Source organism: Nocardiopsis sp. FR4 (genome assembly GCF_009830945.1).
Classification (GTDB): domain Bacteria; phylum Actinomycetota; class Actinomycetes; order Streptosporangiales; family Streptosporangiaceae; genus Nocardiopsis.
The window spans coordinates 71,888-97,047 of the sequence record NZ_VWVV01000029.1; the positions used below are offsets into that span (position 1 = coordinate 71,888).

Here is a 25,160-nt window from a genome sequence, read left to right on the forward strand (position 1 = left end):
GTAGGGTACCGAAATCCCCAGGGCGGACAACTACACAACGTAACAATCGGGGGTGGTGGGCATCGCTACCGGCTGGGAAGGCTCCCGACGCCGCGAGGAACTCCCTCCGAACTGGCCGACCCTGCGCGCGCAGGTCATCGAACGCGACCACGGCCTATGCCAGTGGCGCATGTCCGACGGCAGCATCTGCGCCGAGGACGGCACGGACGTCGACCACATCCGCGACCGCGACGACCACCGCCTCCGCAACCTCCAACTGCTGTGCTCCTGGCACCACGACCGCAAGACCGCGAGGGAAGCCAACGCAGCGAAGCCCCGCTTCTCACCACGCCGCCCACGCGAGATCCACCCCGGCCTGCTCTAACCCACGGAGGCACATGAGCGACTCACCCGAACCCCTCCGCGTACCCGTAGCGTGGCGCACCCCAGGATGCCCACCCGCCGAGGTGGAACTCCCCTACGACCACGACGCCACTGTCGAGCACTACCGAGCCCAGCCCCTCCGCTGGATCATCGGCCACCTCCCGCCCCTCCCCTTCGGGGACGAACACTGCGTGTGGACGACCGAGCAGCTCGACCCCAACACGGAGACTCCTCGTTAGTTGTGCCAGTGCTTTGCACGGCGGAAATCAATGTGGCCGAACCCAGAGTGCAGGTGCCCGCCCTCCCACTCGGCGCGACACTTCCTGCACACCAAGGGACGGCGCATGCGCACCCACGAGTAATCACCGCAGGCCCCACACAGGCCAAGGTAGACGTTCGGCCCCTTGAGCGAGGACCAGGCCATGTACCCGTAGCGAGGACGAGGGTAAGGGTCGTTTTCGTCCCACGGAGGCGGGATCGCCGGGTGACCAACGAGAACAAGCTCGCCGTTAGGCCACTCGCACTGGCACCTCTCGGGGCACTTGCATGCGCGTACCTCCGCGAGTTCCTGTGCCTTCTCGATGCGGGGTGTCTTGGGCCCCTTGACCTCGATCCAGATACCGAAGTCCGGTAGCCAGAAGTCAGGCAGGTAGGTGTCGCCGCTGGGGAGGGTAATGGTGCGGGGTTCATATTCCCAGGTGGTACGGATACCGTCGAGAGTGGCGGCCCAGTCTGCTTCGAGTGCCGAGCGGAACGTCGTGGATCCGTACTGTGTGGGTCGGGAGTACACCTGGTCTTCTGGCTGCCCAGTCACTTGTGCTCTTTCTCGTGGGGGGTTGATGGACTGATGGTGCTTGTCCGACTCCCCAACCCGCTGTTGGGTTCACAACGGTCTCCTGCCACCGATGGCCCCCCTGGGGGGAGCCCCCTCAGGCCCCCTCAGACCCCCGGGAAAGTGCTGCCGCCCGGGTTTTGTACGGGTCTGGGGATTTGGGGCCTGGGTGTGGGTGGGGTGGTACCTCGACCACTGCATCCGCCCGGACGGCACCCTCGAACCTTGGGCGGAGGAGATCGTCAACACCGCCCCCGCCACGTACACGGAGGTGTCCCCGTCCGGGACCGGCCTGCACCTGTGGGGTACCGGCACTCTGGAACGTGGCTGGCGTATCCGCCGCGACGACCACGCGAACATCGAAGCCTACGGAGACGGTCGGTACATCACCGTGACCGGGAACCGGTACGCGAATGCGCCGAACAAGCTGGCGGACCTGTCCGGGCTACTCGACGCGATCCTCTGACCCCTCGTCCAAGGACGGTTCCGCGCTGGCCAGTAGCCACGCCGGAGGCAGGTCGGTGGTCCACTCACTAAGAGCCTGCGTGGACCACCGAGCACACACGTGCTCAACCCGTAGGAACTCGTCGTGGACCTTCTTGACCTCCTCATGGTTCACAACGCGAGGGAAGTAGGCACCCCGCAGAGCGACCACCACATCAGCTACTCGCATGTAGTGCTCACGCCACTGCGAGTGGAACCAGGCCAGCAAATCGTTCTTGCCTTCGCTGTGCAGCAGCATCCTGACCTGAGCAGCGCGACTCTCCGCCCACAGCGAGCTCGTGCGGATGGCTTCGCTGTCGACTTCCTGAAGGGCCGCTTGGAGTTTCCCGCACGCCTCCACGAACGACGCCACCACCGATCGGTTCAGAGCATCTCGCCGAGCCTCTTCGTCCCGGGCTGCGCGCTCCGCCCGCTCGGCTTCCTCCTGGATCCGCCGGTCCCGCTGCTCCTGCCACCGGCGGAACTTCTCCTGCTTTATCTCATGCCGAGCGGTTCCCACCGCTACACCAGCCGCCACCAAACCCGTCAACACACCTGTCACGACCGCGCCGAGAAGCTGCGGAAGGTACAGGTCGGTGTTCCACCAATCGAACATGGCCGAACCCTAGCGGGGAAGGAGGACCAACCATGGCTGGTCGAGGCCCCGCTCCGAAGGACCCCAACCGCCGAGCACGGCGCAACTCCGAACCGGCCCCGCAGACCCTTCTGCGCTTCGAGCACTCGGAGCCTCCCGAGCTGCCTGATTTCCGGGTGCACGACGGTGAGGAGCTGGTCGAGTACCAGTGGCCTGAGCGAACCCGTGAGTGGTGGGACCGGTGGCGCAACAGCTCCCAGGCCGAACACTTCAGCAGTACGGACTGGGAGTTTCTCCTGGACACCGCACTTCTGCACGCACGTCTGTGGTCCGGGGAGACCACGGTGGCCGCCGAGCTGCGGCTGAGGGTCGCGAAGTTCGGCGCGACGGTCGAGGACAGGGCGAGGTTGAGGATGCAGTTCGCCGCCGCGGACGAGGCCGACGCCAAACGTCCCGCCCCCGCTGGGAAGTCCGCGCGGGAGCGGCGCGGTGCGCACATGGGGGTCGTCCGCGACCTTCCCGCGAAGCCGAAGGACGCCGAGGGAGCTTGACCAGGGGGTGATGGCCCATCCCCTGGAAGCCGACCGTCCCCGGCGAGGTCCCCACCCTCGGATACATGGTGATCGACTGGATCGCCGAGATGCTCGCCGCCCCTGACCGAGCCCATTACCAGCCCTTCGTTCTGTACCCCGAGCAAGAGGACTTCATCTTGAAGTTCTACGAGCTCGACCCGCGCACCGGCCGCCGCCGGTACCGACGCGCGGTGCTGTGCCGGCCCCGCGGCTGGGGGAAGTCGCCGCTGCTCGCGGCGATCTCGATCGTGGAGGCGCTCGCCCCGGTGTACCCGGACGGGTGGGACGCCGAGGGGCAGCCGGTTGGGATGCCGTGGTCTGAGGTCCGGACACCGCTGGTGCAGATCGCGGCGGTTTCCGAGGCTCAGACGAAGAACACCTGGTCGCCGCTGTTGGAGATGCTCCAGGGTCCGGTGTTGGACGCCTACCCCGGGCTGGAGCCGTTGGAGGGGTTCGTCAACCTGCCCCGGGCCGGGCGAATCGAGCCGATTACCAGCAGCGCCCGGACAATCAAGGGCAATCGGCCGGTTTTCGCGGTCCTGGATCAGTCCGAGGAGTGGGTCAAGTCCAACCGCGGCACGAAGCTCGCGGAGACGATCCGGATCAACGCGGCGAAGACCGGCGGGTCCACGCTGGAGTCCCCCAACGCCTACACCCCGGGCGAGGGGTCGGTGGCGGAGATGTCCGCGCGGGATTGGCACCGCATCCTCGAAGGCAAGGCCCTTGACGACGGGATGTTCTACGACACCCGCGAGGCTCCTGCGGACATCAACCTCTACGACCGTGACGAGCTCCGCCAGGCGTTGGCCTACGTGTACGGCGACAGTGCGGACGTCAACGGCGGTCATGTGGACCTGGATGCCCTGATCGGCACGATCATGGATTCCTCGACCGACCCGCAGACCGCGCGGGCGGACTTCCTCAACCAGGTCACCCACGCTCAGAATTCGTACCTGTCCCAGCCGGAGTGGGGCGCGTGCCGACGCGAAGACCGGGTCCTGGTCGACGGCGACATGGTGACGTTGGGATTCGACGGGGCGATCCGCAACGACAGCACCGCGCTCGTGGCCTGCCGGTTGTCGGATGGGCACACCGAACTCCTGGGCCTGTGGGAGAAACCCGAAGGTCCGGCCGGTGAGGGTTGGGCGGTTCCGGGAGCCGAGGTGAACGCGGCTATCACCGCAGCGTTCCAGCGGTTCACCGTTGCCGCGATGTACTGCGACCCCGCGCACTGGCAGGACTACGTGGACCGTTGGGCCGCCACCTATGGCGACAGGGTCCAGGTCCGAGCGACTGCCGACCGGCCCTTCCACTGGTGGACGAACCGGCACCGGATCATGGTCGCCGCGGTGGCCCGCTTCGAGGAAGCCGTCCGCCAGCTCGACGTGTCCCATAACGGCGACCTGGCTCTGACCCGCCACGTACTCAACGCCCGCCGCAGGGTCCTGGGCCAGTCCGGGATCAGCGTCGCCAAGGAGTACGCAGGCTCCCCGAACAAGATCGACGCCCTGGTCGCGATGATCCTCGCCTACGCCGCCCGGATGGACTGCATCGCCCGAGGCATCACCGCCGAGCCCGCCGTCATGGGCGGCTGGTCCTTCTGACGGAGAGGAGGCCGGTGTGCTGGACGAGACCCCGCTCTCACCGGACTGGTGGCTGCTCCGGTTGGGGCGCAGACTCCGGACACGGCAGGGCCAGCTCAACGAGTGGCGGAACTACTTCACCGGGGAGCCTCCGCTTCCGGTACCGCCGAAAGGACTGCGGGACCAGTACAAGCGGTTCCAGGAGATCGCTCGGACGAACATCTGCGGCCTGATCACCAACAGCTCCGTGAACCGGCTGGCAGTGACTGGCATCGCGGGCCCGGACGGGGAACCCGACGAGGCTGCGTGGGCGTGGTGGAAGACCAACCGGCTCCCGGCACGTCAGAAGCAGTTGTACCGGTCGGCGCTGTCGCAGTCGGTGGCCTACGTCGTGGTCGGCCCGCACCCCAAGGACCCGCGCCGTCCCCTCATCACGCTCGACCATGCGAGGAACGCCGTCATCGAGCGCGATCCGGCGACCAATGAGGGGATCGCCTCGCTGCGCGCGTGGCACGACGACATCGAGGGCGTCGGCCGGGCCGTGGTGCAGACCCGTGAGTGGGTCGTCCGATACGAGACCACGAAGCCCTTGTCGGGACGGCAGGGACTGCCGTGGGGGCGCGAGTCCTGGCGTATCCGCCAGCCCCGCACAGACGACGGTCCCCCTGGAGTGCAGCGGAACCCGTGGGGGCGGATCACCGTCGTGCCGTTCTCGTGCATGCCCCAGCTCGGGGAGGACCCCGAACCGGAGTTCGCGCAGGCGATGGGCATCCAGGAGCGGCTGAATCTGTCGATTCTGAACCGGATGACGGCGGGCAGGTACAGCGCCTACAAGCAGAAGTGGGTCAAGGGCCACAAGTTCACGAGAGCGATCGATCCGGCGACCGGCTTGGAGGTCCTCGACCCGGTCACCGGCCAGCCGGTGGTGGAGCAGCCCTTCACCCCCGGCCCGGACACCGTGTGGGCCAGTGAAGGGGAGAACACCCAGTTCGGGGAGTTCTCCCAGATCGACCTGACGATGTTCCTCAAGGAGCACGAGGCCGACATCGTCTCGGCCCTGCTGGTTACCTCCACCCCCGCGTACTACTGGCTCTCCAGTCTGGTGAACATCTCGGCGGACACGGTGACGGCGCTCGACCTCCAGCACATCGCGAAGGTCCAGGAGCACATCGGCAACTTCGGGGAGTCCTGGGAGACCGTGAACGCCCTCGCCGGCCTCGTCGCCGGGGAGGAGCGCGACCTCACCCAGGCGGAGGTGCGGTGGCGCGACCCGCGCCAGCTCAACCCCGCCGTCGTGGTCGACGCCGCCGTGAAGAAGAAGAGCCTCGGCTACCCGTTGTCGGTGATCGCAGAGGACATGGGCGAGCCGCTGTCGCGGATCAAGCGGATCACCGCCACGGCCGCCGCGGACCAGATGATCGCCGCTGCCCTTCAGAACCGGACCAATGCACCGTCGCCGTCGCCGTCGCCCGCCGAGGTGACGGGTGAGTGAGACGACCCAGGCCGCGATCGTCACCGAGTACACCAACACCACCCAGCGGCTCCGCACCATCCTTCTCCAGGTGCTCGCGGAGACCTTCGACGGACTCGGATCGTGGCACATCCAGGACGTGGACACCTTCCTTGAACAGGCCTTGCCGGTGGTGCACGCCGCGCATGGGGCGATGGCGACCCTCACCGACGCCTACCTCGCCCAACTGATCGCGGACCAGCTCGGCCTCGTCGCCGTGCCGCTCGGCCTCGAAGCCGTCCAGGCTCCGCGCGGCATCCCCTTGGAGGAGACGTATCGGCGACCATTCGCGCAGGTCTGGTCCGAACTCGCCCAGGGCCGCCCCCTCGCTGAGGCGGTACAGGCCGGGCAGATCCGGCTCGCGTCCATCGCGGCGACGGATCTCCAGCTCGTTCGCACCCGTACCACCCATGATGCCCTGGCAGAGGACGACCGGGTGGTCGGGTACGCGCGCGTTCCCAAGGGCAGTGAGACCTGTGCCCTGTGCCTGATCGCCTCGACGCAGACGTACCGCAAGAAGGACCTGATGCCTGTTCATCCGGGCTGTGACTGCGGGGTCCGTCCCCTCACGCAGAAGTCCGGGCCAGACGAGGACCTCCTCGACGCGGTACATGAAGCGATCGCCCGGGATCTCGGCCCTAGGTTCCAGCATTTCGCGGGCGAGAACTACAGGAACTTCATGGTCGTCCAGGAGCACGGGGAGCTGGGGCCGGTTCTCGCCGTGCGCGGAGAGACCTTCACCGGTCCTACGGACATTCCGTAGCGGCCACATCCACAGGTACCCGTCACGTGCGGGTGCCTGGCCATGCCCACCGCCCGTCACGGGCCCCGACTCATCCCGACAGGGGAAGACCACCATGCCTACCCGCACTGAGACGAGCACCGACTCGTCCGCCGAAACGTCCACCGGCCGGGGTTATCCGGAGAACACCCCGGTAGAGGACATGACCCTCGAAGAGCAGGCAGCGTACTGGCGACACCACGCCCGCAAGAACGAGGACCGGCTCAAGAAGCAGCCCTCCCCCGCAGAGCTGAAACAGCTCCGTGAGCAGGCCGCCGAACTGGAGCGCCTCCAGGAGGAAAACGCCACCGCAGACGAGAAGGCACTCAAGGCCGCCCGCAAGGAAGGCGCCTCCGCCGAGCGCTCCCGGCTCGGTCAGCGCCTGGCCGCCGCTGAACTCCGCGCTGCTGCCGCTGGGAAGGTCGCCGGATTCGATGCCCTGGTCGAAGACCTGAACCTGTCCAAGTTCGTCCGTGAGGACGGCGAACCGGACGCCGAGGCGATCACCGCGACCGTGGAGCGTCTCATCGCCCTGGCCCCGGCAAGTCAGGGCGGCCAGGAGGAGCAGCGGCAGGCGGCCCCGGACCTGGAGCAGGGGCCGCGTCCGGCCCCGGACACCACGCCCTCTGTGCAGTCCGGCCGCGATCTGTACGCCAACTTCAGGAAGTAGGAAACCCCGTTGGATCTCAGCATCACCGAAGAGTCGATCGGCTCCGAAGACCACTCCTGGCTCGGTAGCGCCCACGGCACCGACACCGGCCGCACCATCACCCTGGACACCTCCCTCATCCCCGCCGAGGTGTACCGCACCGGGTGGGTTCCCTCCGGCCTTCCCCTGGGGCGGGTGACCGCCACGGGCCTGTACGGGCCTTACACCCCTGGGGCCGAGAACGGCGATGGCCGGGAGCGGTTCGCGGGCGTGCTGCTTACCAGCATCCGAGGCCCCAAGGCACCCGGCAACCCCATCGCAGGCGCGCTCCTGGAGCACGGCCGGGTCCACACCAACCGGCTACCCGTCGCCATCCCCGACGCCTCCGCCGCGCAGGCCGACCTGCCCACCCTCATCCTCACTGAAGGGAGCACGCTCTAGGTGCTGCTCACGCACGAATTCGTTCCCGCCGCCGAGCTGACCGGTTTCGCACGGGCCGCGCTCGCCGACCTACCGGAGAACGAATTCCGACTCAAGACGTTCCTGCCCGACCTGGCCGTCGATGACCTCCAGTACCGGTTCAACCGGGGCGGCGGTGGCCTCACCAAGGCCGCGACCTACCGGGCGTGGGACACCGAAGCCGGGATCACCTCCCGCGAGGGCCTCACCCAGGTCACGGGTGACTTGCCGCCGATCAGCCGCAAGATCCCGGTGATGGAGTACGCCGCGCTCAAGCAGCGCCGCCAGGAGCAGCGCATCACCAACCTGATCCTGCGCGACACCCAGCGGATCGTGCGGGAGACCGCCGCGCGTGTGGAGATCGCCCGCGCCTCCGCGCTCGTCAACGGACGGGTGGACCTGCCCGAGCTGAAGATGTCCGTCGACTTCGGGCGCAACAAGGCGATGGCGCCCAAGGCCACGGTCCTGTGGAGTGAGGTCGGCGCGACGCCGCTGTCGGACCTCATCGCGTGGATGCGCGAGTACCGCAAGCGCAACGGCATCGCGCCGAGCGTGATCGTGACCAGCATGCGGGTACTCGGTGTGCTGATGACCAACGAGGAGATCCGCGGTGCCGTCTACGGGGCGGCCGTAGCCAACTCCCCGTCCTACGTGTCCCAGGCTCAGCTCGACACCGTGCTGAACGCGCACGGCCTTCCGTCGATCAGCGTCTACGACGCCCAGGTCGAACTCGACGTGGGTGCCACCTCGGTCCTGCCCGACACCCATTTGCTGATGCTGCCCGGGGCCGGTGTGCGCCTCGGCGACACCCTGTGGGGCACCACCCTGGAGTCGCTGTCGGCGGACTACCAGATCGAGGACGGCGAGGAGCCCGGCATCGTGGTCGGCACCTATTCCACTCAGGACCCGGTGCACCTGTGGACTCGCTCCAACGCCGTCTCGTTGCCGGTTCTGGGTTCTCCGAACATGGCGTTCTCGGCGACCGTCCTGTCGAAGGCGTGACGGTGTGGGCGACACCGGAGGAGTACGCGCTGCGCGCGGGCGTGGGCCTGACGGACTCCTCCCGTCCGCAGATCAGCGCCCTGCTGGAGGACGCCGAGGCGGTCATCCGGGCGCATCTGCCGCCCGCCTATGAGCCGCCCGCCCCGGTGGCGAGGGCGATTCTCATCAAGGTTGCCCGTAGGTCGAAGATCAACCCGGGTGGGCGCACGTCCAAGACGGTGGGGTCCACCGCGGAGTCCTATGACGACCGGGGCGGCCTGTTCGTCACCGAGGACGAGGTGCGCGCGCTGACCGCTGGCCTCACGAGACCTTCGACGGCCTACACGGTCGGTGTGGCTGACCCCGGCATGCGACAGGTCGGAGGTGCCCCGTGGCCCGGCCCCCGGTGACCGGCCCCGTCGTCTCCTCCGCTGGGCTGATGGCCGACCCGCCCGGATAGAAGGGAGACGCGCCCTGGAGCCGCTCGGGGGCGACACCCTCACCATCATCCCCAGCCCCGGGCGGGACCGGTTCGGTGATCCCGCCCCGGGTGCTCCCCCGTTCGACGTGGAGGGCTGCAACCTCCAGGACCAGTCCAGCGAAGAGGTTGACCAGGGAGAGCGGCAGGTGGTCGTGGACGCCCGCGCCTTCTTCCCGTCCGGCACCCCGGTTTCCTCCCGTGACCAGGTGCGGCACGGCCCCGACGTGTACGAGGTGCACGGCCGACCGGCCCACCGCCGTGACCTGGACGGGAACCCGCACCACATCGAGGTGCGGCTGCGCAGCGTGGAGGGGGTGTGATGGCCAAGGCGTCCTACTCCCGCAACCACAAGGGCACCGGCCGGTTGATGCGCACTCCCGAGATGCTGCGGGTACTGGAGGAGGCCGCGCAGCGGGGCGAGTCGGCCGCCCGCGCTGCCGCTCCCCCGGGTTCGACGTTTCGTGTGGAGTCCTCCAGGCGGGGTTCGGGGGTGTGGAAGGACCGGGCCGAGGCCCGGTTGGTCAACGCCTCCCCGGACGCTGTCGAGGCCGAGTACGAGGGCCCCGGGCCGGGGCCGCTGAACACCGCCATCGACGCGATCGAGCGGGGCGGCGGATGAGGGGCGTGTTCGTGGACGCCGAGCTCGCCGTGCTCGACCTGCTCGATGACCTCACCGTCAGTGAAACCGCCACCGTCGTGGACACCACCGTCACCGACGACCTGCCCGCGCTCCAGGTGGTCCGGACCGGGGGCGGCGATGACCGCTTCACGGACGTGGCCCGCATCGACGTCACCAGCTACGCCACCACCGACGCGGAGGTCCGCGCCCTGGCCGCCGCTGTTCACGGGCGGATGCTCGCTTTCCCGCACCGCACCGCGGCCGGGGTGATCGACCGGGTGGAGACCGACACCGGCCCGCACACGGCGTGGTCGCGTAACCGGGCCGTGCGTGCCCGACGCGCCACCTACCGGGTTTCGGTGCGCCGCCGCCCCCGCTGACACCACCAATTCCCCAGCCCCGAAGGCATGCCTTCGGGGCTGCGACCCATGCCGAGAAAGGGAGGCTGCCCGCTCTTGGCCGGCAAGTCCTACGACGAGCTCGCACAGAAGCAGAACGAGCTCATCCGCAAGATGACCGACGGGTCGGTGCTGCTGGCTCCGTCCAGCGCGGTCCCGATCCTCAACCTCACCGACCCGGAGGACTCCCTCCTCGCGGACATCCCCGACGACTACGGGGATCTGGGGTGGCTGTCCACGGATGGCGCGCAGTTCTCCAACGAGACTGAGACCAGCGAGGTGCAGTCCTGGGGTGCGGTCGAGCCGACCCGGTCCGACATCATCAGCGACATCACCACCCTGGCCCTGACCGCGCAGGAGACCAACCTGCGCACGCTGGGGTTGTACACCGGAGCTGACCTGGCCGCGATCACCGCCGCTGCGAACGGTGAGGTCATCATCGACAAGCCCAGCAGGCCGACGCCCCGGTACTACCGGGTGCTCGCCCTGGGCGTGGACCTCACCGAGGACGGCGAGATCTACATCGGGCGGATGCTCCCCCGCGCCCGGGTGACCGCGAAGGACCAGCAGAACATGGCGGGCGGCGACGACCCCCTCAGCTGGCCGGTCACCATCACCGGTTACCAGGACTCCTCGCTCGGTTTCTCCGAGCGGCGGTTCTTCGGCGGACCGGGCTGGCTGGCACTCCTGGACAAGATGAACATCCCCCTGGCTTCCGCGCCCGCCCCCTCATAACCCCTGCCCGTAGGGCCGCACACCCGTCGTGTGCGGCCCTTTCGCATGCCCCAAAGGAGCCCCGTGACCGCTTCCGGATTCACGCCGGTCGAGTTCACCTCCCCCGACAAGGCGCGTACCCGTATCGCGCGCACGCCTGCCCAGGCCGTGCGCCTGCGCTTCAACGGCTGGCGAGAAACCGCCCCGTCCCCCGCGCCGCGCCCGATCACCCGTAAGACCAGCAGCAAGGAGAACGGTGGCTAAGCGCACCACGAAGAAGGCCCCGAAGACCTACGACCTGCGCACCTACGTGCAGGAGGCCACCAAGGCCCCTTTCGACCTCCTGGTCGATGACGAGACCACCATCAGCGTGCCCGCGCCGAGCGTGCGCGTGATCCTCGAACTGGCGAAGGTGCCCGAGGACGAACCCCTGGAGCTCCTGGAGCTGTTCGTCGGAGACAGCTTCGAGGACCTGTTCGACGCTATCGGTGACTGCCCGGCTGGCGTGTTCGAGAAGCTCCTGGAGGACCTGCGGAAGCACTTCGGCCTGGGGGAATAGAGCGCCTCGTCGGCCTCCTGGAGCGGTACGGCGGGGCGATCCGCGCAGACCTGGCCAGGTTTTACGGGGTGGACCTGCTCGACTTCTTCCGAGGTGACCTCACCGCGGACGGGTTGCTCCAGTACATCGACCGGCTTCCCGCGCACGGGCACTTCATGGCGGAGGTCGCCCAGGACGACGAGCTCGCCGCCGACCTCCTGGCGAACGGAGACCTCCCGGAGCCGGGGCCGCCCCCGTTGACGGACTTCTCCCCCGAGGTCCGCGTCATGGCGGACATCGCGGACCGACTCGCCCAGGTCGTGCAGGCGATCGGCGCTGCGGCAGGCGCCTCCTGGCCGGTCACACCCCCCTACCCGCGTCCGAAGACCGCGCTGGACCGGGCCAAGGCGAACCGGTCCCGGCAGCGGCATCAGCGGCTCATGGACTTCATCAACCAGCGGCGCAAGAAGATCCGGGCCCGGAGACGCGCCGAGTAGCTCATGCGAGGGGGTGGTTTCCTCCGTGGAGCAGGCCGGTACCGCGTTCGTGCAGGTCGTCCCGTCCTTCAAGGGCTTTCACCGGACCGCGTCCAAGAAGGTCCGGCAGAGCATAGGGCAGGTCGGGACCGGTGCGGGCAAGGAGCTGGGCGATTCCGTCGCCAAGGGCGCAGAGCAGGGCCTGGGCCGTGTCACCGCGAAGGCAGAGGCCTCCGGGCAGAAGGCCGGGAGCAACTTCGCGAAGCGGCTGGTCTCCTCAGCGACCGCTGGCCTGAAGGCGCTCCCGGGCAGTGTTTCCGCGGCGGCGTCCAAGTCGGTGTCCGGCGTGAAGTCGGCTGCGGCGAAGATGTCCGCCGCGTGGCAGCAGGTCGCCTCGGACGCTTCCGAATCGGTGCAGCAGGCCGGACAGGAGATGTCCTCCGGGCTGCGCACCGCAGGAGCGGCAGCCGGTGCGGCAGGCGGGGCGGCACTCGGCGCTGGGTTCGCGGACGCGATGGACCTCTCTCGTGCCACCGGGGACTTCAAAGCCCAGCTCGGTGTCACCTCCGGTCAGGCCGAGCAGCTCGGTAACACCGCGTCGTCTCTGTTCGCGCGTGGGTTCGCCGGATCGCTGCCGGAGGTGTCCACCGCCGTGGCGGCGGTGCGCCGCAACATGCAGTTCATGGCCGACGCTTCCGCCTCGGAGTTGGAGGAGGTGTCGCGTCAGGCCCTTACGGTGGCGCGCGCCCTCGACATCGACGTGAACGAAGCCACCAGGTCGGTCGCGAACATGGTCTCGACCGGGCTCGCGCCGTCCGCTGAGGCCGCGATGGACCTGCTCATCCGTGGTGGCCAGCGGGGCGCGGACCAGTACAACGACCTCGCGGACACGATGCAGGAGTACAGCACCCAGTTCCGCGACCTGGGTTTGTCCGGTCAGGAAGCGATGGGGCTCATCGTCCAGGGCATGGAGGGGGGCGCGCAGTCCTCCGACAAGGTCGGTGACGCCCTCAAGGAGCTGAACATCCGGGTGAAGAGCCTGGACGGTCCGGCTGTGGAGGCGCTCGATTCCCTGGGATTGAGCGCGGACCAGATGGCGCTGGCGTTTTCCACCGGCGGCCCGGCTGCGCGTGAGGCCTTGGAACAGATCCTGGTCGGCCTCCAGGGCGTGGAGGACCCGGCGCTGCGGTCGCAGTTGTCGATGGACCTGCTCGGGACGCAGGCCGAGGACATGGCCGGGGCACTCGGCAACCTGGATCTGACCAGCGCTGCGCAGGGACTCGGCGATGTCGCCGGGGCGGCGTCCGAGGCGGCGGATGCGGTGGAGAACACCGACGCGAACAAGCTCACCGCGGCCTGGCGCGGTCTGAAAACCGAGCTGGCGGGCGAACTCGTCCCGGTGTTGACCAGTGTGGCAACGTGGGTCACGAACAACATGGACGTGGTGAAGGCCGCCGCCATCGCTGTGGGCCTGTTCGGTGCGTCCTATGCCGCTTTCACCGTGGTCGCGTCCGGCGCGAAAATGGTCATGGGCCTTATCCGCGGTTCGACTCTGGCATGGAGTGCGGCGCAGTGGGTTTTGAATGCGGCCCTCAACGCTAACCCTATTGGCATCGTGGTTTTGGCCATCACTGCTTTGGTGGCTGGCGTTCTCTGGGCCTATAAAAACGTGAGTTGGTTTAAGGACGGGGTCGATGCTGCTTTCAGTGGCATCGCTGCGGTCGGGACGTGGCTGTGGGAAAAAGCCCTCAAGCCGACTTGGGACGCCCTCGTGGGCGCCCTGGGGTGGGTCCGTGAGAATCTGTGGGCACTTCTCGGCGCTGGCCCGATTGGCTGGATCATCTATTTCGGCACGATGATCTACCAGAACTTCGGCAAGGTGAAGTCAGCTTTTTTGACGGCTGGCGAAGCAGCGCAGCGTTTGTGGCGTGATGCGATCAAGCCGACGTTTGATTTCATCGCACAGGCCGCCCAGTTTTTGATCACGCTGGTGATGACCGTTCTGATCACGCCACTGTACATGGCGTTTCAGTTGCTCGCCGCCGTGGCGACGCAACTATGGACCTCCGCACTCAGACCGACCTTTGATGCGATCGCAGCGGGAGCCGTATGGCTCTGGGAGAATGCCCTTCTTCCCGCGTTCAATTTCATCGTCGGTGGAGTCCGCTCCCTAGGCTCCATTTTTTCTTGGCTGTGGTCCAGTGTCGTCAGCCCTGTCTTCTCATGGATCTCCGGCGCTGCGTCGAAATGGTGGAATACCACCAAGGCGGTTTTTGCTGTAGCGAACAGCTATGTGCGAGCTGTTCTGGCCGCCGTCTTCTTCTGGCTGAGAGATCGCGTCATCTCCCCAGTCTGGACGGCAATCCGGTCCACGATTTCCACGGTGTGGAATTCTGGCATCCGGCCGGTGTTCGATTCTCTGCGCTCCGGGGTTGACCGCGTGAAGTCAGCTTTCGAGCTGGCGAAAGATGGCATCCGCGAGGCATGGAATCAGCTCAAGTCCATTACAAAAAAGCCCGTCCAGTTCATCATTGACACCGTTTATAATGACGGTGTTCGCGTGGTGTGGAACAAGGTTGCCGGACTTGTCGGAATGGATAAGCTCGACAAGCTGAAGTTCGCTTCGGGCGGCATTCTACCGGGCTACACGCCCGGCCGTGATGTTCACACTTTCTGGTCACCTACCGCTGGCGGTTTGGAACTCAGCGGCGGCGAGGCCATCATGCGCCCGGAGTTCACCAGGGCCATTGGTAAGTCCGGTGTCAACACCCTGAACCGGGCCGCTATCCGTGGCGGGGTGGGGGGAATCCGCGAAACCCTCGGTTTCTCCCGGGGCGGCGTATACCCCATTCGTCGGTTCAGCACCGGTGGGCTGGTGGAAAGGCTCGGCACCTTCACCGAGAACCTGGGCAATATTTTCAGCGGCGACGGCCTGAGGGCTGCCGCTGAAAGCGTCCTGAACCCTCTCATCGAACTGATGGGAGGCGAATTCACTCAGGGCAAGTGGGCCGAAGCCATGGTGAGCCTGCCCCGAACAATCATCGACCGTCTCGTGGGATGGCTGGAGTCCGCCATCGGCCCCAAGCTGGGCGGCGACGGCAAGAAGGTCGTGGAGACCGCCCGCTCCTATCTGGGGCTGGACGGAAACCCGAACCGTTTCACTGACGCATTTGGAATGGGCGGCCAGCCGTGGTGTGCGATGTTCGTCAGCGAAATCGTGCGCGAAGCGAAAGCGTCGAAGGCATACAACGGAATTCGCTCCGCAGCGGTGGCGACCTTCGCTAACGGTATGGAGAGCGTGTCTCGCTCGTCCGCGCGAGCTGGTGACCTCGGTGTCTACCGGGGTAAGGGGCCGGGCGGCTGGCAGCACATCAACATCTACGACGGCGAAGGAAAGACGGTCGGCGGCAACGAGGGCAACGCCGTCCGTGAGTCCTCTACCTACCCCAGCAGGGCGGCGAAGTTCCTGCGGCCGAAGTTCGCGACCGGCGGCATCTGGCAGCAGGACCAAGACTTCACCGCCGAGCAGGACACCCACCCCACGACGAGGCTCCTGCGCGCCACCGACCGCATCCGCGGCTTCGCCCGGGGCGGTCACCCGCCCGTGGGCCGGTGGTCCCTCGTCGGTGAACGCGGACCCGAATTGATCCGCTTCGGTTCCCCGGCCCGCGTGTACCCCTCCGAGGAGTCCGCGTCCATGGTCGCTGCGGCAAGCCGTGCTCTGGCGACCACCCAGGCGGCGCACCAGGTGTTGCAGCCGAGTCAGGCGTCCGCCCTCGCGCAGCGCACCCACCGCCGACAGAGCAGTGGCCACACCTTCCACGTCCACGAGACGCGCAACCCCCGCGTGACTGCGAAGGCGACCGTGGCGGCCCTGCGCGACTACGAGGCCCTGCACCCCACCAGGTAAGGAGGCTGCCGGTTTGCCGATCCTCTACCACCCTCCTGGGCCGCCGCCTCCCGCCCCACCGGTCCCGGCCACCGACGACGCCGGGGCACCCCCGGTCGTGACCTGGACCGGGGCGGGAGGACAGACCATTCGCCTCACCGATGACGTGTCGGGCTACCTGCTCATGCCCGGGGTGCGTGGCATGGAGCTGCCCGAGTTCACGCACTACGAGCGCGAGTCGGGCGCGTTGGACGGCAGCATCATCACCGGCAGCCGTGCACTGGCCCGGGAGATCTACCTGCCGGTGTACGTCCACGGCCGCACCCGCGCGGAGGCCGTGAAGCGGCGCGGCCGACTCGCGCTCGCGATGAACCCCCGCCCGCCCCACGGGGGGCCGGGGGTCCTCGAAGTCGCCGACCGGTCGGGCGCCCGCCGCAGAATCATCGCCCGGTACGTCAGCGGTATGGCCGGTGACGAAGGCACGGACCTGGCCGGGGCGTACTGGTGCACCTACGGAATCACGTTGACCGCCGAGTCGCCGTACTGGGAGTTGGACGCGATGCGGCGCACCTGGCGGATCGAGGGCAGCCCACAGCGATGGCTGCCCCTCCCCCCGCTGCGGGTGCGTGGCTCCAATGTCATCGGGGAAGGCATGGATATCACCAACCCCGGCAGCGCGGACTCCTGGCCGGTGTGGAGACTCCGAGGGCCGATGGGCACAGGAACGCTGATGCGCTCCCGGACCCTCGGTGAGGAGCTGGTGTTCGACCGCGCCCTCGCCGATGGTGAGGCGGTCACGATCGACACCCGACCGCGCCGAAAGAGCGTCCGCGACCACAACGGGGCCAACGCCTTCCGACACCTTCGGCGCGGTTCCCGCCTGTGGCCCCTCGCACCCGGCCCCAACACCGTGGACGTGGTGCTCTCCGGCGCGGCGGACGGCACCGCTCTGGAACTGGAGGTCGTCCCACTCGACGTCACCGCGATCCGGGGGGACGTGTGAGTGGCTGGCAGCTGTGGGTCCGTGACCGGGACCGCAGATGGCTCGGGGTCGTGGACGATGAGCACTCGCTGTCGGCCACCCGCCGCCATCTCGCCCTGGGTGCCTGGCAAGTCGTCGTGCAGGCCGGGTCACAGTCCGCGGACCTCCTTCTCGAAGGTGCCGGGATCGTGCTCCTGGACCACGACGGCGACGTGCTGTTCTCAGGGCCGAAGCGCCCCCTGGAACGTACCCATGACGGGGATCCGGACGGCAACACCCTGACCTTCACGGGCGTGGACGACACCGCCTGCCTGTCCCGGATCGTCTACCCCTCCCCCGGCACCGCGATCACCAGCTCCGGTGCGTTCCACTCGGCGGAGCACTGGACGCGGACCGCTCCCGCCGAGATGGTCATCCGAGATCTGGTGAACGTGAACGCCGGTCCCGGCGCCCTACCGGACCGGCGGGTACCCGGACTGGTGGTTCCTCCGTCGTCGGGACGCGGTTCGTCGGTGACGTCCCAGCTACGGCTCGACAACCTGCTGGAATCGGCCTGGAGCCTCGCCCAGGTCGGTGGGATCGGGTTCACCGTGGTGCAGGACACCGACACCTCGGACCTGCGCCTGGTGTTCTACGAGCCGAGCGACAAAAGCGACTACGTGCGGTTCGGAGAAGGGCTCGGAAACCTCGCCTCCTACACCTACGCGGCGTCTCCTCCGGAGGTCACCGACGTGGTCGTCGCGATCGGCGGTGAGGGCACGGCACGGAAGTTCTACCGTTACGCGCGCCGGGACCCACTGTGGCCCAACGTGGTGGTCGAGGAACTCGTCGACGCCCGCGACCTAAAGCAGGAACCGGGCGACGACGAGGACTGGGTGGATCCCGGCATCGCCTCCGAGCAGCGCGCCAGCGAACGCCTCGACGAGGGGGCGGCGACCGCAAGCGTGTCCTTCGAGCCCATCGACACCGACGCCGTGGCCTACCGGCGCGACTACGACCTCGGCGACATCGTGACCGCCGAAATCGACCTGGGCGAGATCACCGACATCATCCGGGAGGTCACCCTCACCCGCACACCCGACATGGGCGAACAGATGCTGCCGTCCATCGGCGAGCCGCCCGACCAGCCCGAGATCTACCGCCGCGTCGCCCGTCTGTCCCGCGACGTGGACCAGCTCAAGACCAGGAGGTGAACACCACTGGCTGAGGACTTCGGGGCGTTCGTGAACAGTCCGATCGCCTCAGACATCGCTCTCGCCAGATTGCACCGCAGATGGGGCGCCGACGGGGTCGTCGCTGACGGCCCCGACGCCCTGGACCGGCTCACCGTCACCGGAGCCGGGACGTCACAGATCACGATCGCCCCCGGCTACTGCGTGGTCGGCGGATGGTTCTACCGCACCGACAGCCCGATCAGCCTGAACGTCGCACCGAACGAGGGAGCGCAGCCTCGCCGCGACCTGGTGGTCATCCGAGCGAACACCGCTGAGAACGCCTGCTTCCCGCACATCATCCAGGGCACACCAGGTGGCAGCACTCCCACACCGACCCGCGATCCCAGTGGCAGGTGGGACCTGCCGCTGGCCGAGTACACCATCGCGGGCCAGTCCGCAGTGGTCTCCTCCTCGGATGTGAACACGGCGGTGCGGCAGTGGACCGCACCCACCGGGGCTGTGCCCTGCACATCCGGTGCCCGGCCCGCGTTCCCACACGAGGGCATGCTCATCTACGAGACCGACACCGGCCGAGTCGCGCTGTGGTCGGGAAATTGGATCACCGTCTCTGAGACCCGCTACCCGACCCCCTGGCAGCCCCTGCTCCTACGGTCGGGATACTCCCAGCCGAACCACGGCCAGTCCCCGGCCTGGCGGTGGGACGCCCCGGACGTGGTTCGTCTGCGCGGCCGGATCGACCGGTCCAACGGTGACGCGATCCCTCACCGCGCCTACGTGGCCAGGGTGCCCGCTGAGGCCCGGCCCCGCGAGCTCCAGTCGATGGCGGTCACGACTACCCACCGCCGTGGTTCCACCGCGTCCACCAGGGGCGTCACGAGCCGGTTGGAGATCCATCCGGCTAGCAGGGACACCGCTGGCCGCCTCTTTCTGTGGACCATCTATAACCCTTCGTGGGTCGGCCTGGATGGAGTGACCTATGCCCTCTGAACTGCCCGCCTGGCTGGCCTCACCCGGCCTGTGGATCGGCGGGATCGCCGCCCTCGTGACCGGCCTGACCGTGATCGGGATCGGTGCCCGCAAGGTGGTCCGGCTCCTCCGGCGCATGGGGCACCTCATAGACGACCTGATGGGTGAGCCTCCGCGCCAGGGGCACCCCGAAGGCCGCCCTGGGCTGATGGACCGGGTGACGTCCCTGGAGAAGGAGGTGAAGGTGGTCAGCCACGAGGTCCAGTTCAACACTGGCACGTCGCTGAAGGACAAGGTGCGCGAGGTCAAGGAGGTCGTGGACAAGCTCGCGGCCCGCGAGCAGACCGCCCCCGCTCAGCGGGACACCGCAGCCCACCCGGAATCGCGCAACCGCACCTGACCTCCACACCCTGACCTGTCTTCAGGCCCCACACCTCCTCTCGTGTGGGGCCTTTCCTATGCCCGCAGAAAGGCATCCGTATGATCCTTCGTCCCCGCTCCTACTTCGGCTGGGGTGGTTCCGGCGCGTCCTACGCAGATCCCACTCGTGGCTTGGTGATCCACTACAACGGCCCTGCTACGAACCTGAGGTCGCATTCCGACTGCATCGCGTACTGGAAGCGGGTCCGTCGCGACCACATGCGCGGCAACGGCTGGGCAGATCTGGGCTACAGCTGGGGTGCGTGCAGGCACGGCGAGGTGTTCACCGGCCGTGGCCTGCGCCGTTACCAGGCCGCTCAGGGGACCACGCGCGGCAACTCCGAGTGGTACTCGGTGACGCTGATGCTCGGCGGCAATGAACAGCCGACCCAGGGGCACATCCAGGCCGTGCGGGACCTGCGCGCCTACCTCATGGCGCGAGGCGTCGGCGGCGCGATCCGAGGGCACCGCAGCTTCGTATCGACTTCCTGCCCGGGTGATGTGCTCTACGAGCTGGTCCTGGACGGCACGTTCGGTGCGAGGGGTAACGGCAACCCGAGCAGCGGCGGCGGGGGCGGTATGACCTCCGTGCGGTCCATCCGCTCCCAGCAGACCGCCGTCAACGGTCTCGGACACAACCCCAAGCTGGACATCGACGGGCTGTGGGGCCCCAAGACCGAGGCCGGAGTGAAGTGGCTCCAGGGCAAGGTCGGCGTGACCGCCGATGGGCTGTGGGGACCGGCGACCGAGGCAGCGTACCGGGCTGCCGGTGGTGACGCTCCCATCCAGGTGAAGACGAAGATCCCGCCGTTCCCCTTGCCCCGCGGATGGTACTTCGGCCCCCGCTCCGGACCGGCCGCGTCGGTGTCCGGTTACTACTCCCACCGCTCGGACCTGCGCCGCTGGCAGAAGCAGATGCTCGTGCGCGGCTGGTCCATCGACGCCGACGGCTTGTACGGGCCGCAGACCGCGCGCATCGCTGAGCAGTTCCAGCGGGAGAAGCGCTTGGGCGTTGACGCGCTGATCGGTCCGGCGACCTGGGCCGCCGCCTGGACCGCGCCGATCACGTGACCCACCCCGAGGACCACCGCCCCCGCCCTCGTCCTCTGCTGCTCGTCGCGGCAGTGGGCTTCGCTGCCGGGGTGCTCCTGAGCGTCGGGGTGTGGTCCCTCAACGACCTCGCCCTGTGTACCTGGGGCCCCGCCCTGATCCTCCCCCTCCCTTGACCGGAAGGACCACGCCCGTGGTTCACCGCTCCGACCGATTCAACCGACCCGAAAGGAACCACCTCCTCATGGCTACCACCGCCACCAAGACCGACGCCAAGAACCGCAGCACCCGCACCAGCTTCCAGAACCTGCTCGGCGCGATCCTCTCCGTCGCGCTGGTCGCGGGATCCGGCGCTGTCCTGGACACCGTGACCCCCGGCGACCTCATCGACTGGGCGACCCTCGGCGCGGCTGCGGGCACCGCCGTGATCGGCGCTGTCGCCTCCTACGTGCACCGGCTCGTGGACGGTGACAAGACCCCCATCCGGTAACCGCTCAACCACGCGAACACGAGGCCCGGCAGACCGTGAAGGTCTGCCGGGCCTTTCTGTGAAAGGAGAAGAGTGCGGTACTGGTTCGGTGGCCAGCCCTCCGACTACGTGATCGCGCCCGGGGAGCAGGTCCTGCTCAGTGACGAGAGCGTGGGGTACCAGCCGCTCCTGGTACCGGGCGTCACCTTGTGGGTCTACGACTACGAGAGCGGCCACCGGCTGACCGACCTGCTAGACAGCATGGGAAACCCGGTTGAAGATCTGCGCACATCTGACTACGGGCTGATTCCTCGGTTTCGTGGTCCCGACGAGGTGCGCCGGGTCCTGGTCGGCCCTGCCCCCGAGCCCAACGGCGAGGAGGAGCAGAGCAGCCCCGGGCGGTGGGTGCTCACCTCGACGGACTGGCCTGTCATCGTCGCCCAGGTCGAAAACCGCGTCGCGGTCCTGGAGGAAAACCCGGGTGGTGGGGAGGAGGGGCCCGAGCCGGTGGCGACGGCCCATCCGATGATCTGGTCGCAGCCCCAGGTTGAGGCCCGCACGAGTTCTCACCGGTACGTGAACCTGGAGAGTCGCCAGCAGACGGTCACGGTGGTGCGCGCCGAGGCCAGTGTCGTCAGCGGCCAGGTCGATGTGCACCTGTTGACCGTGGACATGGTGACCGGCACGGCGACGGTCGGTGCGGCGGTGTCCCTCACCTCGGAAGCGCCGACGAACACGATCTCCCCTGACCTCGCGGTGAGCGCGGGGACCGGGGTGACCGTGGGTGTGGAGGTCGCCGAGGGCACCGAGGCCGAGGGGTTGACGGTGCAGGTGATGATCCGTTGATCCTCCTCGACAACTCCCTGTCCGGAGAACCCGGGACCAGGGTCAGCGACACCACGCTCGCGGACAGCGCGACGGCCGGCACGGTGACGGTCCGCGCAGCCGGGTCTCGGGCGGTCTACGACGACACCTACAGCGTGCACAGTCAAGGCGGAATCCGTCTGGAGTCGGGGCACCACCGCGGAGACACCCCGGCTCTGCGAGTCGCGTTGCCTTCAACTCCGTGGGCCCTCCGCTGGTACATGCGCGCTCCGTCGTTGCAGAGCGCCGGGTTCGGCACGAACGAGGTCCGATGGGTGGCGGACTCCGGAGGGCCGGGGCTCCTCTTCCGCGAGTCAGCCGGTGGCCTCGCCCAGGTGCGTGCCCAGCCCCGGGATTTGGCCGCCGAACTGCTTCCCCACGAGTTCACTGGACCGGGTATCCGTCTGACCCAGGTGCTCCGCGTCGAGCTGCGCCAGGACACCGACCATCTGGCTGTACGCGTCTTCGCCGAGCACGACGAGCAGGTCCAGGACTCCTGGACGTTCCCTGGCTTTGACCTCTCGGGCACGCTCTCCCTAACCGGGTACCGGTACAGGGCGCGGCCCACCCTGTACTGGGGCGACCAGGGCAGCGCCGTCCGAGAACTCCAGCTCGACCTCATCGACCTGGGGTATGACCTCGGGCAGTGGAAGGCCGATGGCGACTTCGGCAACGCGACCTATGAGGCGGTCCGCAGCTTCCAGCGTGCACGGGGGATCTTTCCTGAGGACGGGATTCCGGGCCCCGAGACCAGGGCCGGGGTCGATTTCGCCCTCGGCCGTGTGCCACCCCCGCTGTGGTTTTCCCATCTCGCGCTGTCAGACGGCTCTTGGGTGGGACCGGCGGCCCTGCCGCCGGAGCCTCCGCCACCCCAGGCCTCCTATATCACCCTAGGACTGCCCATCTGATTTAAAATAATAATACGGATATTTACCCACCACTGCTATGCCGTTTTGGGTTCTTTGCCCCCTTGCAATAGGCATTCCTCTGCCAGCCAGGCTTTGGGCACCCCATGCATCAGAACATACCGTCTTGCGTCGCAGTAGAGTCCAGGTCGTAGCGAGGTTTCCTGTCCTTGTTCTCCTGCGGAAACTTGACTCCCTTGGACTTCAATTCGCCAAAGGTGAGGATGGGTCCCGCAATTACCTTTTCCAGGATTTCACTCTGGGCGTCTTCCAGATCAGTGACCCGGCGAAGTGAGGTGAGAAGCTCATTGAACTCTGTAATCCATTCCTTGGGCCATGAACCCAAGTGGATGTCATCTAGAGGGCTTGTCTTCTTACCTCCGGGGTCAGCCTTGCGGTATGAGAACCACTTGCCAATGACGTTCATGCCACTGACATCGTAGTTCCACATGCGCTCAGTGACGGGACCGAAAACTCCCTGTCCAACCTTGATCTGACCTTCACCATCCTCGGCTGGAACATAGGTGATCTTACCGGGAAGATCCGAGCCGATGGAAGAGAGATTCTTCGGTCGGCGCGGGTCCTTGGGGTCAAAAGCGATCTTCCCCTTAGGTCGCCCATCCAGATGGCTAGAGAAGGCTTCACCGTAGGTAGCGGCCCAAACGACTTGGCGCCCAATATCGCAGACGGCAGACCACAGTTCAGGATCAGCTGTGAGGGGCACACGAACCCCGGGCGTCACCAACTCCTCCGCGAACTGCTTAGTGAAAGCAGGATTTGCAGTGATGCCAGCGGTGTAGGCAGCTAGGTCATGTGCTGTCACAGTCAGCCCGAGAGTTTCTTCGAGCTGGGAAAGCATGCCTGGAGCCACGTTAGGAGATCCATCAGGATGCCGCAGCGGAAGAATCCGGCCACCCTCGCTTCCCTTGAAGTGATGCTTATCAGGAATGAGAGTGGAAAATGTTATGGCAGGACCTGAAGTAATAGCCTGTGAGTGTTGTTCGGTGATATAAACTTGACCGCCGACAGACTCGGCCGACCAAAGATCCCTGCGAGCACGATCGATAACTCGATGATCAGGGATAATCCACTGCCTGTCAAATGAACGGTAGGCGATCCGCTTTGGCGGTGGACATGCCCCATCTTCCTTTCCGATCGGCTTGCCATGGGATGGCGCATTAGGAAGACTTTCCTTAGTGCTTTCTACAGTGCAACCATGTGTCTCCTTGAAAAGCTTGGGCTTCTCTTGTGGTTCTGCTGAGACAAGCGAGTTCCAGCGATCCTGTAGAACACTTGGATGGGGAGCGTAAATCCATGTGCGCCCTGGGGTAATTCCTGGAGTCACCCAGCAGAACAGATCTCCCAGGGCAGGGTAGTCATCCCAGGCTGACTCGGCCGCAGGAAGGAAGGGTGCCTCCCAACCGGTGCGAGCGGACTGCCATCCATCACCATCAAGTGTTAGGGCATCGAGCTGATCGTATTTCTGCTCCCGCTTGCCAGTGACCTTCGTGTAATGGATCTTGGCTGGGGTATCGGTGTCGGTATCCGCACGCCGGACGAAGATGGCGATGGCCAGCGGTTGCTGCACACCAGGGAAGACCCGGGTGGGCACGTCGGGCTGCATGCCCTCGGGAGTGACGTTGATGATCCACCCCTCCGAACACGTCTCCCGAAGGTAGCGGCGCATGCCCTTGAACCCTGGGCCCTTGAGGTAACCCGAGGTGGTGATGAAGCTGACCACCCCGTGACGATCCTGAGGGTGGGCGTCGAACACCTTCCACGTCGCCCAGGCCCAGAAGTAGATGTAGAGGTTTTTGAGCACGTACTCCACACGCCCATTGCCCTCTTTACGGAACCGGTCCAACGGCCGCTTCTCGTCGGCGTTGGTGGTCCCTGCTTCCACCCATCCACCGAGCCCTTGAGCACGCTCGTGGTAGGGCGGGTTGCCGATGACCACGGTGACCGGAGTATCGGCTTTGATCTTGTTGGCCTGCTTGTGGGACTTGGCCAGAGCAGCCAGGTCCGGAAATACCGCTGCCTCTGCGATGAACGGGTCGTCCAGAGTGTTAGTCACGTGCAGCCGGACACCGTTCTTGGGCAGCTGCGCACCGTAGCTCTTGAGTATGTCGACCGCACGCATCTCCGCGACGGTGTAGGAGCCCATCTTCAGCTCGAAGCCGATCAGTCGTTGCGCGAGGTCGGTGATGGAGGGCCCGACAGCTCCGGGACCATCGAGTTCCTCAGCGCGTTTGGCGGCGTGGTCGATGACGGCGTGCAGATAACGACGTGGTGCGCGATAGCTGACATCCCGGCCTGAGCATGCGAACGGCCGTGCGGGACGATCATGATTGTGACGTCAAAATGGGCCCGCACGGCCTTGAGCCATCGTATCTGCACCGGGATCCC

The 25,160-nt window shown here is 67.0% G+C and carries 30 protein-coding genes; 27 read left to right on the forward strand and 3 right to left on the reverse strand.

Annotated elements, in window-relative coordinates:
- The first annotated feature begins 55 nt into the window (after positions 1–55).
- The 3 genes from FYW95_RS22695 to FYW95_RS22705 all read left to right on the forward strand — a co-directional run bounded on the left by FYW95_RS22695 (position 56) and on the right by FYW95_RS22705 (position 1,661).
- Positions 56–364, forward strand: a complete 309-nt coding sequence (locus FYW95_RS22695) for an HNH endonuclease (protein ID WP_201294990.1) — start codon at positions 56–58, stop codon at positions 362–364.
- 13 nt (positions 365–377) lie between these two features.
- The gene (locus FYW95_RS22700; protein ID WP_160050767.1) at positions 378–602 is read left to right on the forward strand and encodes a hypothetical protein; all 225 of its coding nucleotides are present in this window, start codon (positions 378–380) and stop codon (positions 600–602) included.
- Between the two features lie 762 nt (positions 603–1,364).
- Positions 1,365–1,661 carry a hypothetical protein gene (locus tag FYW95_RS22705; protein WP_236572277.1) on the forward strand — a complete coding sequence of 99 codons (297 nt, stop codon included), beginning with the start codon at positions 1,365–1,367 and terminating at the stop codon, positions 1,659–1,661.
- On the opposite strand, the gene FYW95_RS22710 is transcribed toward FYW95_RS22705, so the two are convergent.
- A complete protein-coding gene (locus FYW95_RS22710; protein ID WP_160050769.1) occupies positions 1,641–2,294 on the reverse strand; it encodes a hypothetical protein in 654 nt (217 codons plus the stop codon). The two genes, FYW95_RS22705 and FYW95_RS22710, sit on opposite strands and share 21 nt — an antisense overlap.
- Before the next feature lie 32 nt (positions 2,295–2,326).
- Here FYW95_RS22710 and FYW95_RS22715 point away from each other — a divergent pair, with 32 nt between their 5' ends.
- The 24 genes from FYW95_RS22715 to FYW95_RS22835 all read left to right on the forward strand — a co-directional run bounded on the left by FYW95_RS22715 (position 2,327) and on the right by FYW95_RS22835 (position 22,757).
- Complete coding sequence (locus tag FYW95_RS22715; RefSeq protein ID WP_201294991.1) at positions 2,327–2,824, forward strand: phage terminase small subunit; 498 nt, start codon at positions 2,327–2,329, stop codon at positions 2,822–2,824.
- A gap of 65 nt (positions 2,825–2,889) precedes the next feature.
- Positions 2,890–4,449: a terminase gene (locus FYW95_RS22720; RefSeq protein WP_201294992.1), complete on the forward strand. Its 1,560-nt coding sequence runs from the start codon at positions 2,890–2,892 to the stop codon at positions 4,447–4,449.
- 16 nt (positions 4,450–4,465) lie between these two features.
- Positions 4,466–5,920, forward strand: a complete 1,455-nt coding sequence (locus tag FYW95_RS22725) for a phage portal protein (protein ID WP_160050770.1) — start codon at positions 4,466–4,468, stop codon at positions 5,918–5,920.
- Positions 5,913–6,701 carry a VG15 protein gene (locus FYW95_RS22730; protein WP_160050771.1) on the forward strand — a complete coding sequence of 263 codons (789 nt, stop codon included), beginning with the start codon at positions 5,913–5,915 and terminating at the stop codon, positions 6,699–6,701. The genes FYW95_RS22725 and FYW95_RS22730 overlap by 8 nt, the downstream gene beginning before the upstream one ends.
- Before the next feature lie 181 nt (positions 6,702–6,882).
- Positions 6,883–7,389, forward strand: a complete 507-nt coding sequence (locus FYW95_RS22735; RefSeq protein ID WP_160050772.1) for a hypothetical protein — start codon at positions 6,883–6,885, stop codon at positions 7,387–7,389.
- 9 nt (positions 7,390–7,398) lie between these two features.
- Positions 7,399–7,809, forward strand: a complete 411-nt coding sequence (locus FYW95_RS22740) for a head decoration protein (RefSeq protein WP_160050773.1) — start codon at positions 7,399–7,401, stop codon at positions 7,807–7,809.
- Positions 7,810–8,829 carry a major capsid protein gene (locus FYW95_RS22745; protein ID WP_160050774.1) on the forward strand — a complete coding sequence of 340 codons (1,020 nt, stop codon included), beginning with the start codon at positions 7,810–7,812 and terminating at the stop codon, positions 8,827–8,829.
- Positions 8,826–9,218, forward strand: coding sequence for a hypothetical protein (locus FYW95_RS22750; protein ID WP_160050775.1), 393 nt, complete (start codon positions 8,826–8,828; stop codon positions 9,216–9,218). The genes FYW95_RS22745 and FYW95_RS22750 overlap by 4 nt, the downstream gene beginning before the upstream one ends.
- Positions 9,219–9,375: 157 nt before the next feature.
- Positions 9,376–9,609 (forward strand): hypothetical protein, encoded by a 234-nt coding sequence (locus tag FYW95_RS22755; RefSeq protein ID WP_160050776.1) that lies wholly within the window; start codon positions 9,376–9,378, stop codon positions 9,607–9,609.
- Entirely contained in the window at positions 9,609–9,908 is a 300-nt protein-coding gene (locus FYW95_RS22760) for a hypothetical protein (RefSeq protein ID WP_160050777.1), read from the forward strand. The genes FYW95_RS22755 and FYW95_RS22760 overlap by 1 nt, the downstream gene beginning before the upstream one ends.
- A 5-nt stretch (positions 9,909–9,913) precedes the next feature.
- Positions 9,914–10,288 carry a hypothetical protein gene (locus FYW95_RS22765; RefSeq protein ID WP_160050778.1) on the forward strand — a complete coding sequence of 125 codons (375 nt, stop codon included), beginning with the start codon at positions 9,914–9,916 and terminating at the stop codon, positions 10,286–10,288.
- Between the two features lie 75 nt (positions 10,289–10,363).
- Positions 10,364–11,041, forward strand: a complete 678-nt coding sequence (locus FYW95_RS22770) for a phage tail tube protein (protein WP_160050779.1) — start codon at positions 10,364–10,366, stop codon at positions 11,039–11,041.
- A 63-nt stretch (positions 11,042–11,104) separates the two neighbouring features.
- On the forward strand, positions 11,105–11,284 hold the full coding sequence (locus FYW95_RS22775) for a hypothetical protein (RefSeq protein WP_160050780.1): 180 nt from the start codon (positions 11,105–11,107) through the stop codon (positions 11,282–11,284).
- Positions 11,277–11,579 (forward strand): hypothetical protein, encoded by a 303-nt coding sequence (locus tag FYW95_RS22780; protein ID WP_160050781.1) that lies wholly within the window; start codon positions 11,277–11,279, stop codon positions 11,577–11,579. Before FYW95_RS22775 ends, FYW95_RS22780 begins: the two co-directional genes overlap by 8 nt.
- 68 nt (positions 11,580–11,647) lie before the next feature.
- Positions 11,648–12,055, forward strand: a complete 408-nt coding sequence (locus tag FYW95_RS22785; protein ID WP_160050782.1) for a hypothetical protein — start codon at positions 11,648–11,650, stop codon at positions 12,053–12,055.
- A gap of 25 nt (positions 12,056–12,080) precedes the next feature.
- Positions 12,081–15,944 (forward strand): phage tail tape measure protein, encoded by a 3,864-nt coding sequence (locus FYW95_RS22790; RefSeq protein WP_160050783.1) that lies wholly within the window; start codon positions 12,081–12,083, stop codon positions 15,942–15,944.
- A 13-nt stretch (positions 15,945–15,957) separates the two neighbouring features.
- The gene (locus tag FYW95_RS22795) at positions 15,958–16,926 is read left to right on the forward strand and encodes a phage distal tail protein (RefSeq protein ID WP_160050784.1); all 969 of its coding nucleotides are present in this window, start codon (positions 15,958–15,960) and stop codon (positions 16,924–16,926) included.
- A complete protein-coding gene (locus FYW95_RS22800) occupies positions 16,923–18,098 on the forward strand; it encodes a siphovirus ReqiPepy6 Gp37-like family protein (protein ID WP_160050785.1) in 1,176 nt (391 codons plus the stop codon). The genes FYW95_RS22795 and FYW95_RS22800 overlap by 4 nt, the downstream gene beginning before the upstream one ends.
- Positions 18,099–18,128: 30 nt before the next feature.
- Positions 18,129–19,067, forward strand: a complete 939-nt coding sequence (locus FYW95_RS22805; RefSeq protein WP_160050786.1) for a hypothetical protein — start codon at positions 18,129–18,131, stop codon at positions 19,065–19,067.
- Complete coding sequence (locus FYW95_RS22810) at positions 19,057–19,446, forward strand: hypothetical protein (RefSeq protein ID WP_160050787.1); 390 nt, start codon at positions 19,057–19,059, stop codon at positions 19,444–19,446. The genes FYW95_RS22805 and FYW95_RS22810 overlap by 11 nt, the downstream gene beginning before the upstream one ends.
- A gap of 80 nt (positions 19,447–19,526) precedes the next feature.
- The gene (locus FYW95_RS28465) at positions 19,527–20,537 is read left to right on the forward strand and encodes a peptidoglycan recognition protein family protein (RefSeq protein ID WP_236572280.1); all 1,011 of its coding nucleotides are present in this window, start codon (positions 19,527–19,529) and stop codon (positions 20,535–20,537) included.
- Between the two features lie 223 nt (positions 20,538–20,760).
- Entirely contained in the window at positions 20,761–21,006 is a 246-nt protein-coding gene (locus FYW95_RS22825) for a hypothetical protein (RefSeq protein ID WP_160050788.1), read from the forward strand.
- A 72-nt stretch (positions 21,007–21,078) separates the two neighbouring features.
- Entirely contained in the window at positions 21,079–21,831 is a 753-nt protein-coding gene (locus tag FYW95_RS22830) for a hypothetical protein (protein ID WP_160050789.1), read from the forward strand.
- On the forward strand, positions 21,828–22,757 hold the full coding sequence (locus tag FYW95_RS22835; RefSeq protein ID WP_160050790.1) for a peptidoglycan-binding domain-containing protein: 930 nt from the start codon (positions 21,828–21,830) through the stop codon (positions 22,755–22,757). Before FYW95_RS22830 ends, FYW95_RS22835 begins: the two co-directional genes overlap by 4 nt.
- Positions 22,758–22,866: 109 nt before the next feature.
- Here the strand turns inward: FYW95_RS22835 and FYW95_RS22840 are convergent, their stop codons facing one another.
- Together FYW95_RS22840 and FYW95_RS28470 are read right to left on the reverse strand one after the other, a co-directional pair.
- Positions 22,867–24,894 carry a type ISP restriction/modification enzyme gene (locus tag FYW95_RS22840; RefSeq protein WP_160050791.1) on the reverse strand — a complete coding sequence of 676 codons (2,028 nt, stop codon included), beginning with the start codon at positions 24,892–24,894 and terminating at the stop codon, positions 22,867–22,869.
- Between the two features lie 41 nt (positions 24,895–24,935).
- A partial coding sequence (locus tag FYW95_RS28470) for a hypothetical protein (protein ID WP_236572282.1) occupies positions 24,936–25,160 on the reverse strand: 225 nt, incomplete at its 5' end.

What these genes read in the sequence shown, in the direction of transcription:
- FYW95_RS22700 (WP_160050767.1), top strand. Translation starts at nt 378, where the DNA reads ATGAGCGACTCACCCGAACCCCTCCGCGTACCCGTAGCGTGGCGCACC.
- FYW95_RS22710 (WP_160050769.1), bottom strand. Translation starts at nt 2,294, where the DNA reads ATGTTCGATTGGTGGAACACCGACCTGTACCTTCCGCAGCTTCTCGGC.
- FYW95_RS22715 (WP_201294991.1), top strand. Translation starts at nt 2,327, where the DNA reads ATGGCTGGTCGAGGCCCCGCTCCGAAGGACCCCAACCGCCGAGCACGG.
- FYW95_RS22720 (WP_201294992.1), top strand. Translation starts at nt 2,890, where the DNA reads ATGGTGATCGACTGGATCGCCGAGATGCTCGCCGCCCCTGACCGAGCC.
- FYW95_RS22735 (WP_160050772.1), top strand. Translation starts at nt 6,883, where the DNA reads ATGACCCTCGAAGAGCAGGCAGCGTACTGGCGACACCACGCCCGCAAG.
- FYW95_RS22760 (WP_160050777.1), top strand. Translation starts at nt 9,609, where the DNA reads ATGGCCAAGGCGTCCTACTCCCGCAACCACAAGGGCACCGGCCGGTTG.
- FYW95_RS22810 (WP_160050787.1), top strand. Translation starts at nt 19,057, where the DNA reads ATGCCCTCTGAACTGCCCGCCTGGCTGGCCTCACCCGGCCTGTGGATC.
- FYW95_RS28465 (WP_236572280.1), top strand. Translation starts at nt 19,527, where the DNA reads ATGATCCTTCGTCCCCGCTCCTACTTCGGCTGGGGTGGTTCCGGCGCG.
- FYW95_RS22825 (WP_160050788.1), top strand. Translation starts at nt 20,761, where the DNA reads ATGGCTACCACCGCCACCAAGACCGACGCCAAGAACCGCAGCACCCGC.
- FYW95_RS22840 (WP_160050791.1), bottom strand. Translation starts at nt 24,894, where the DNA reads ATGCGTGCGGTCGACATACTCAAGAGCTACGGTGCGCAGCTGCCCAAG.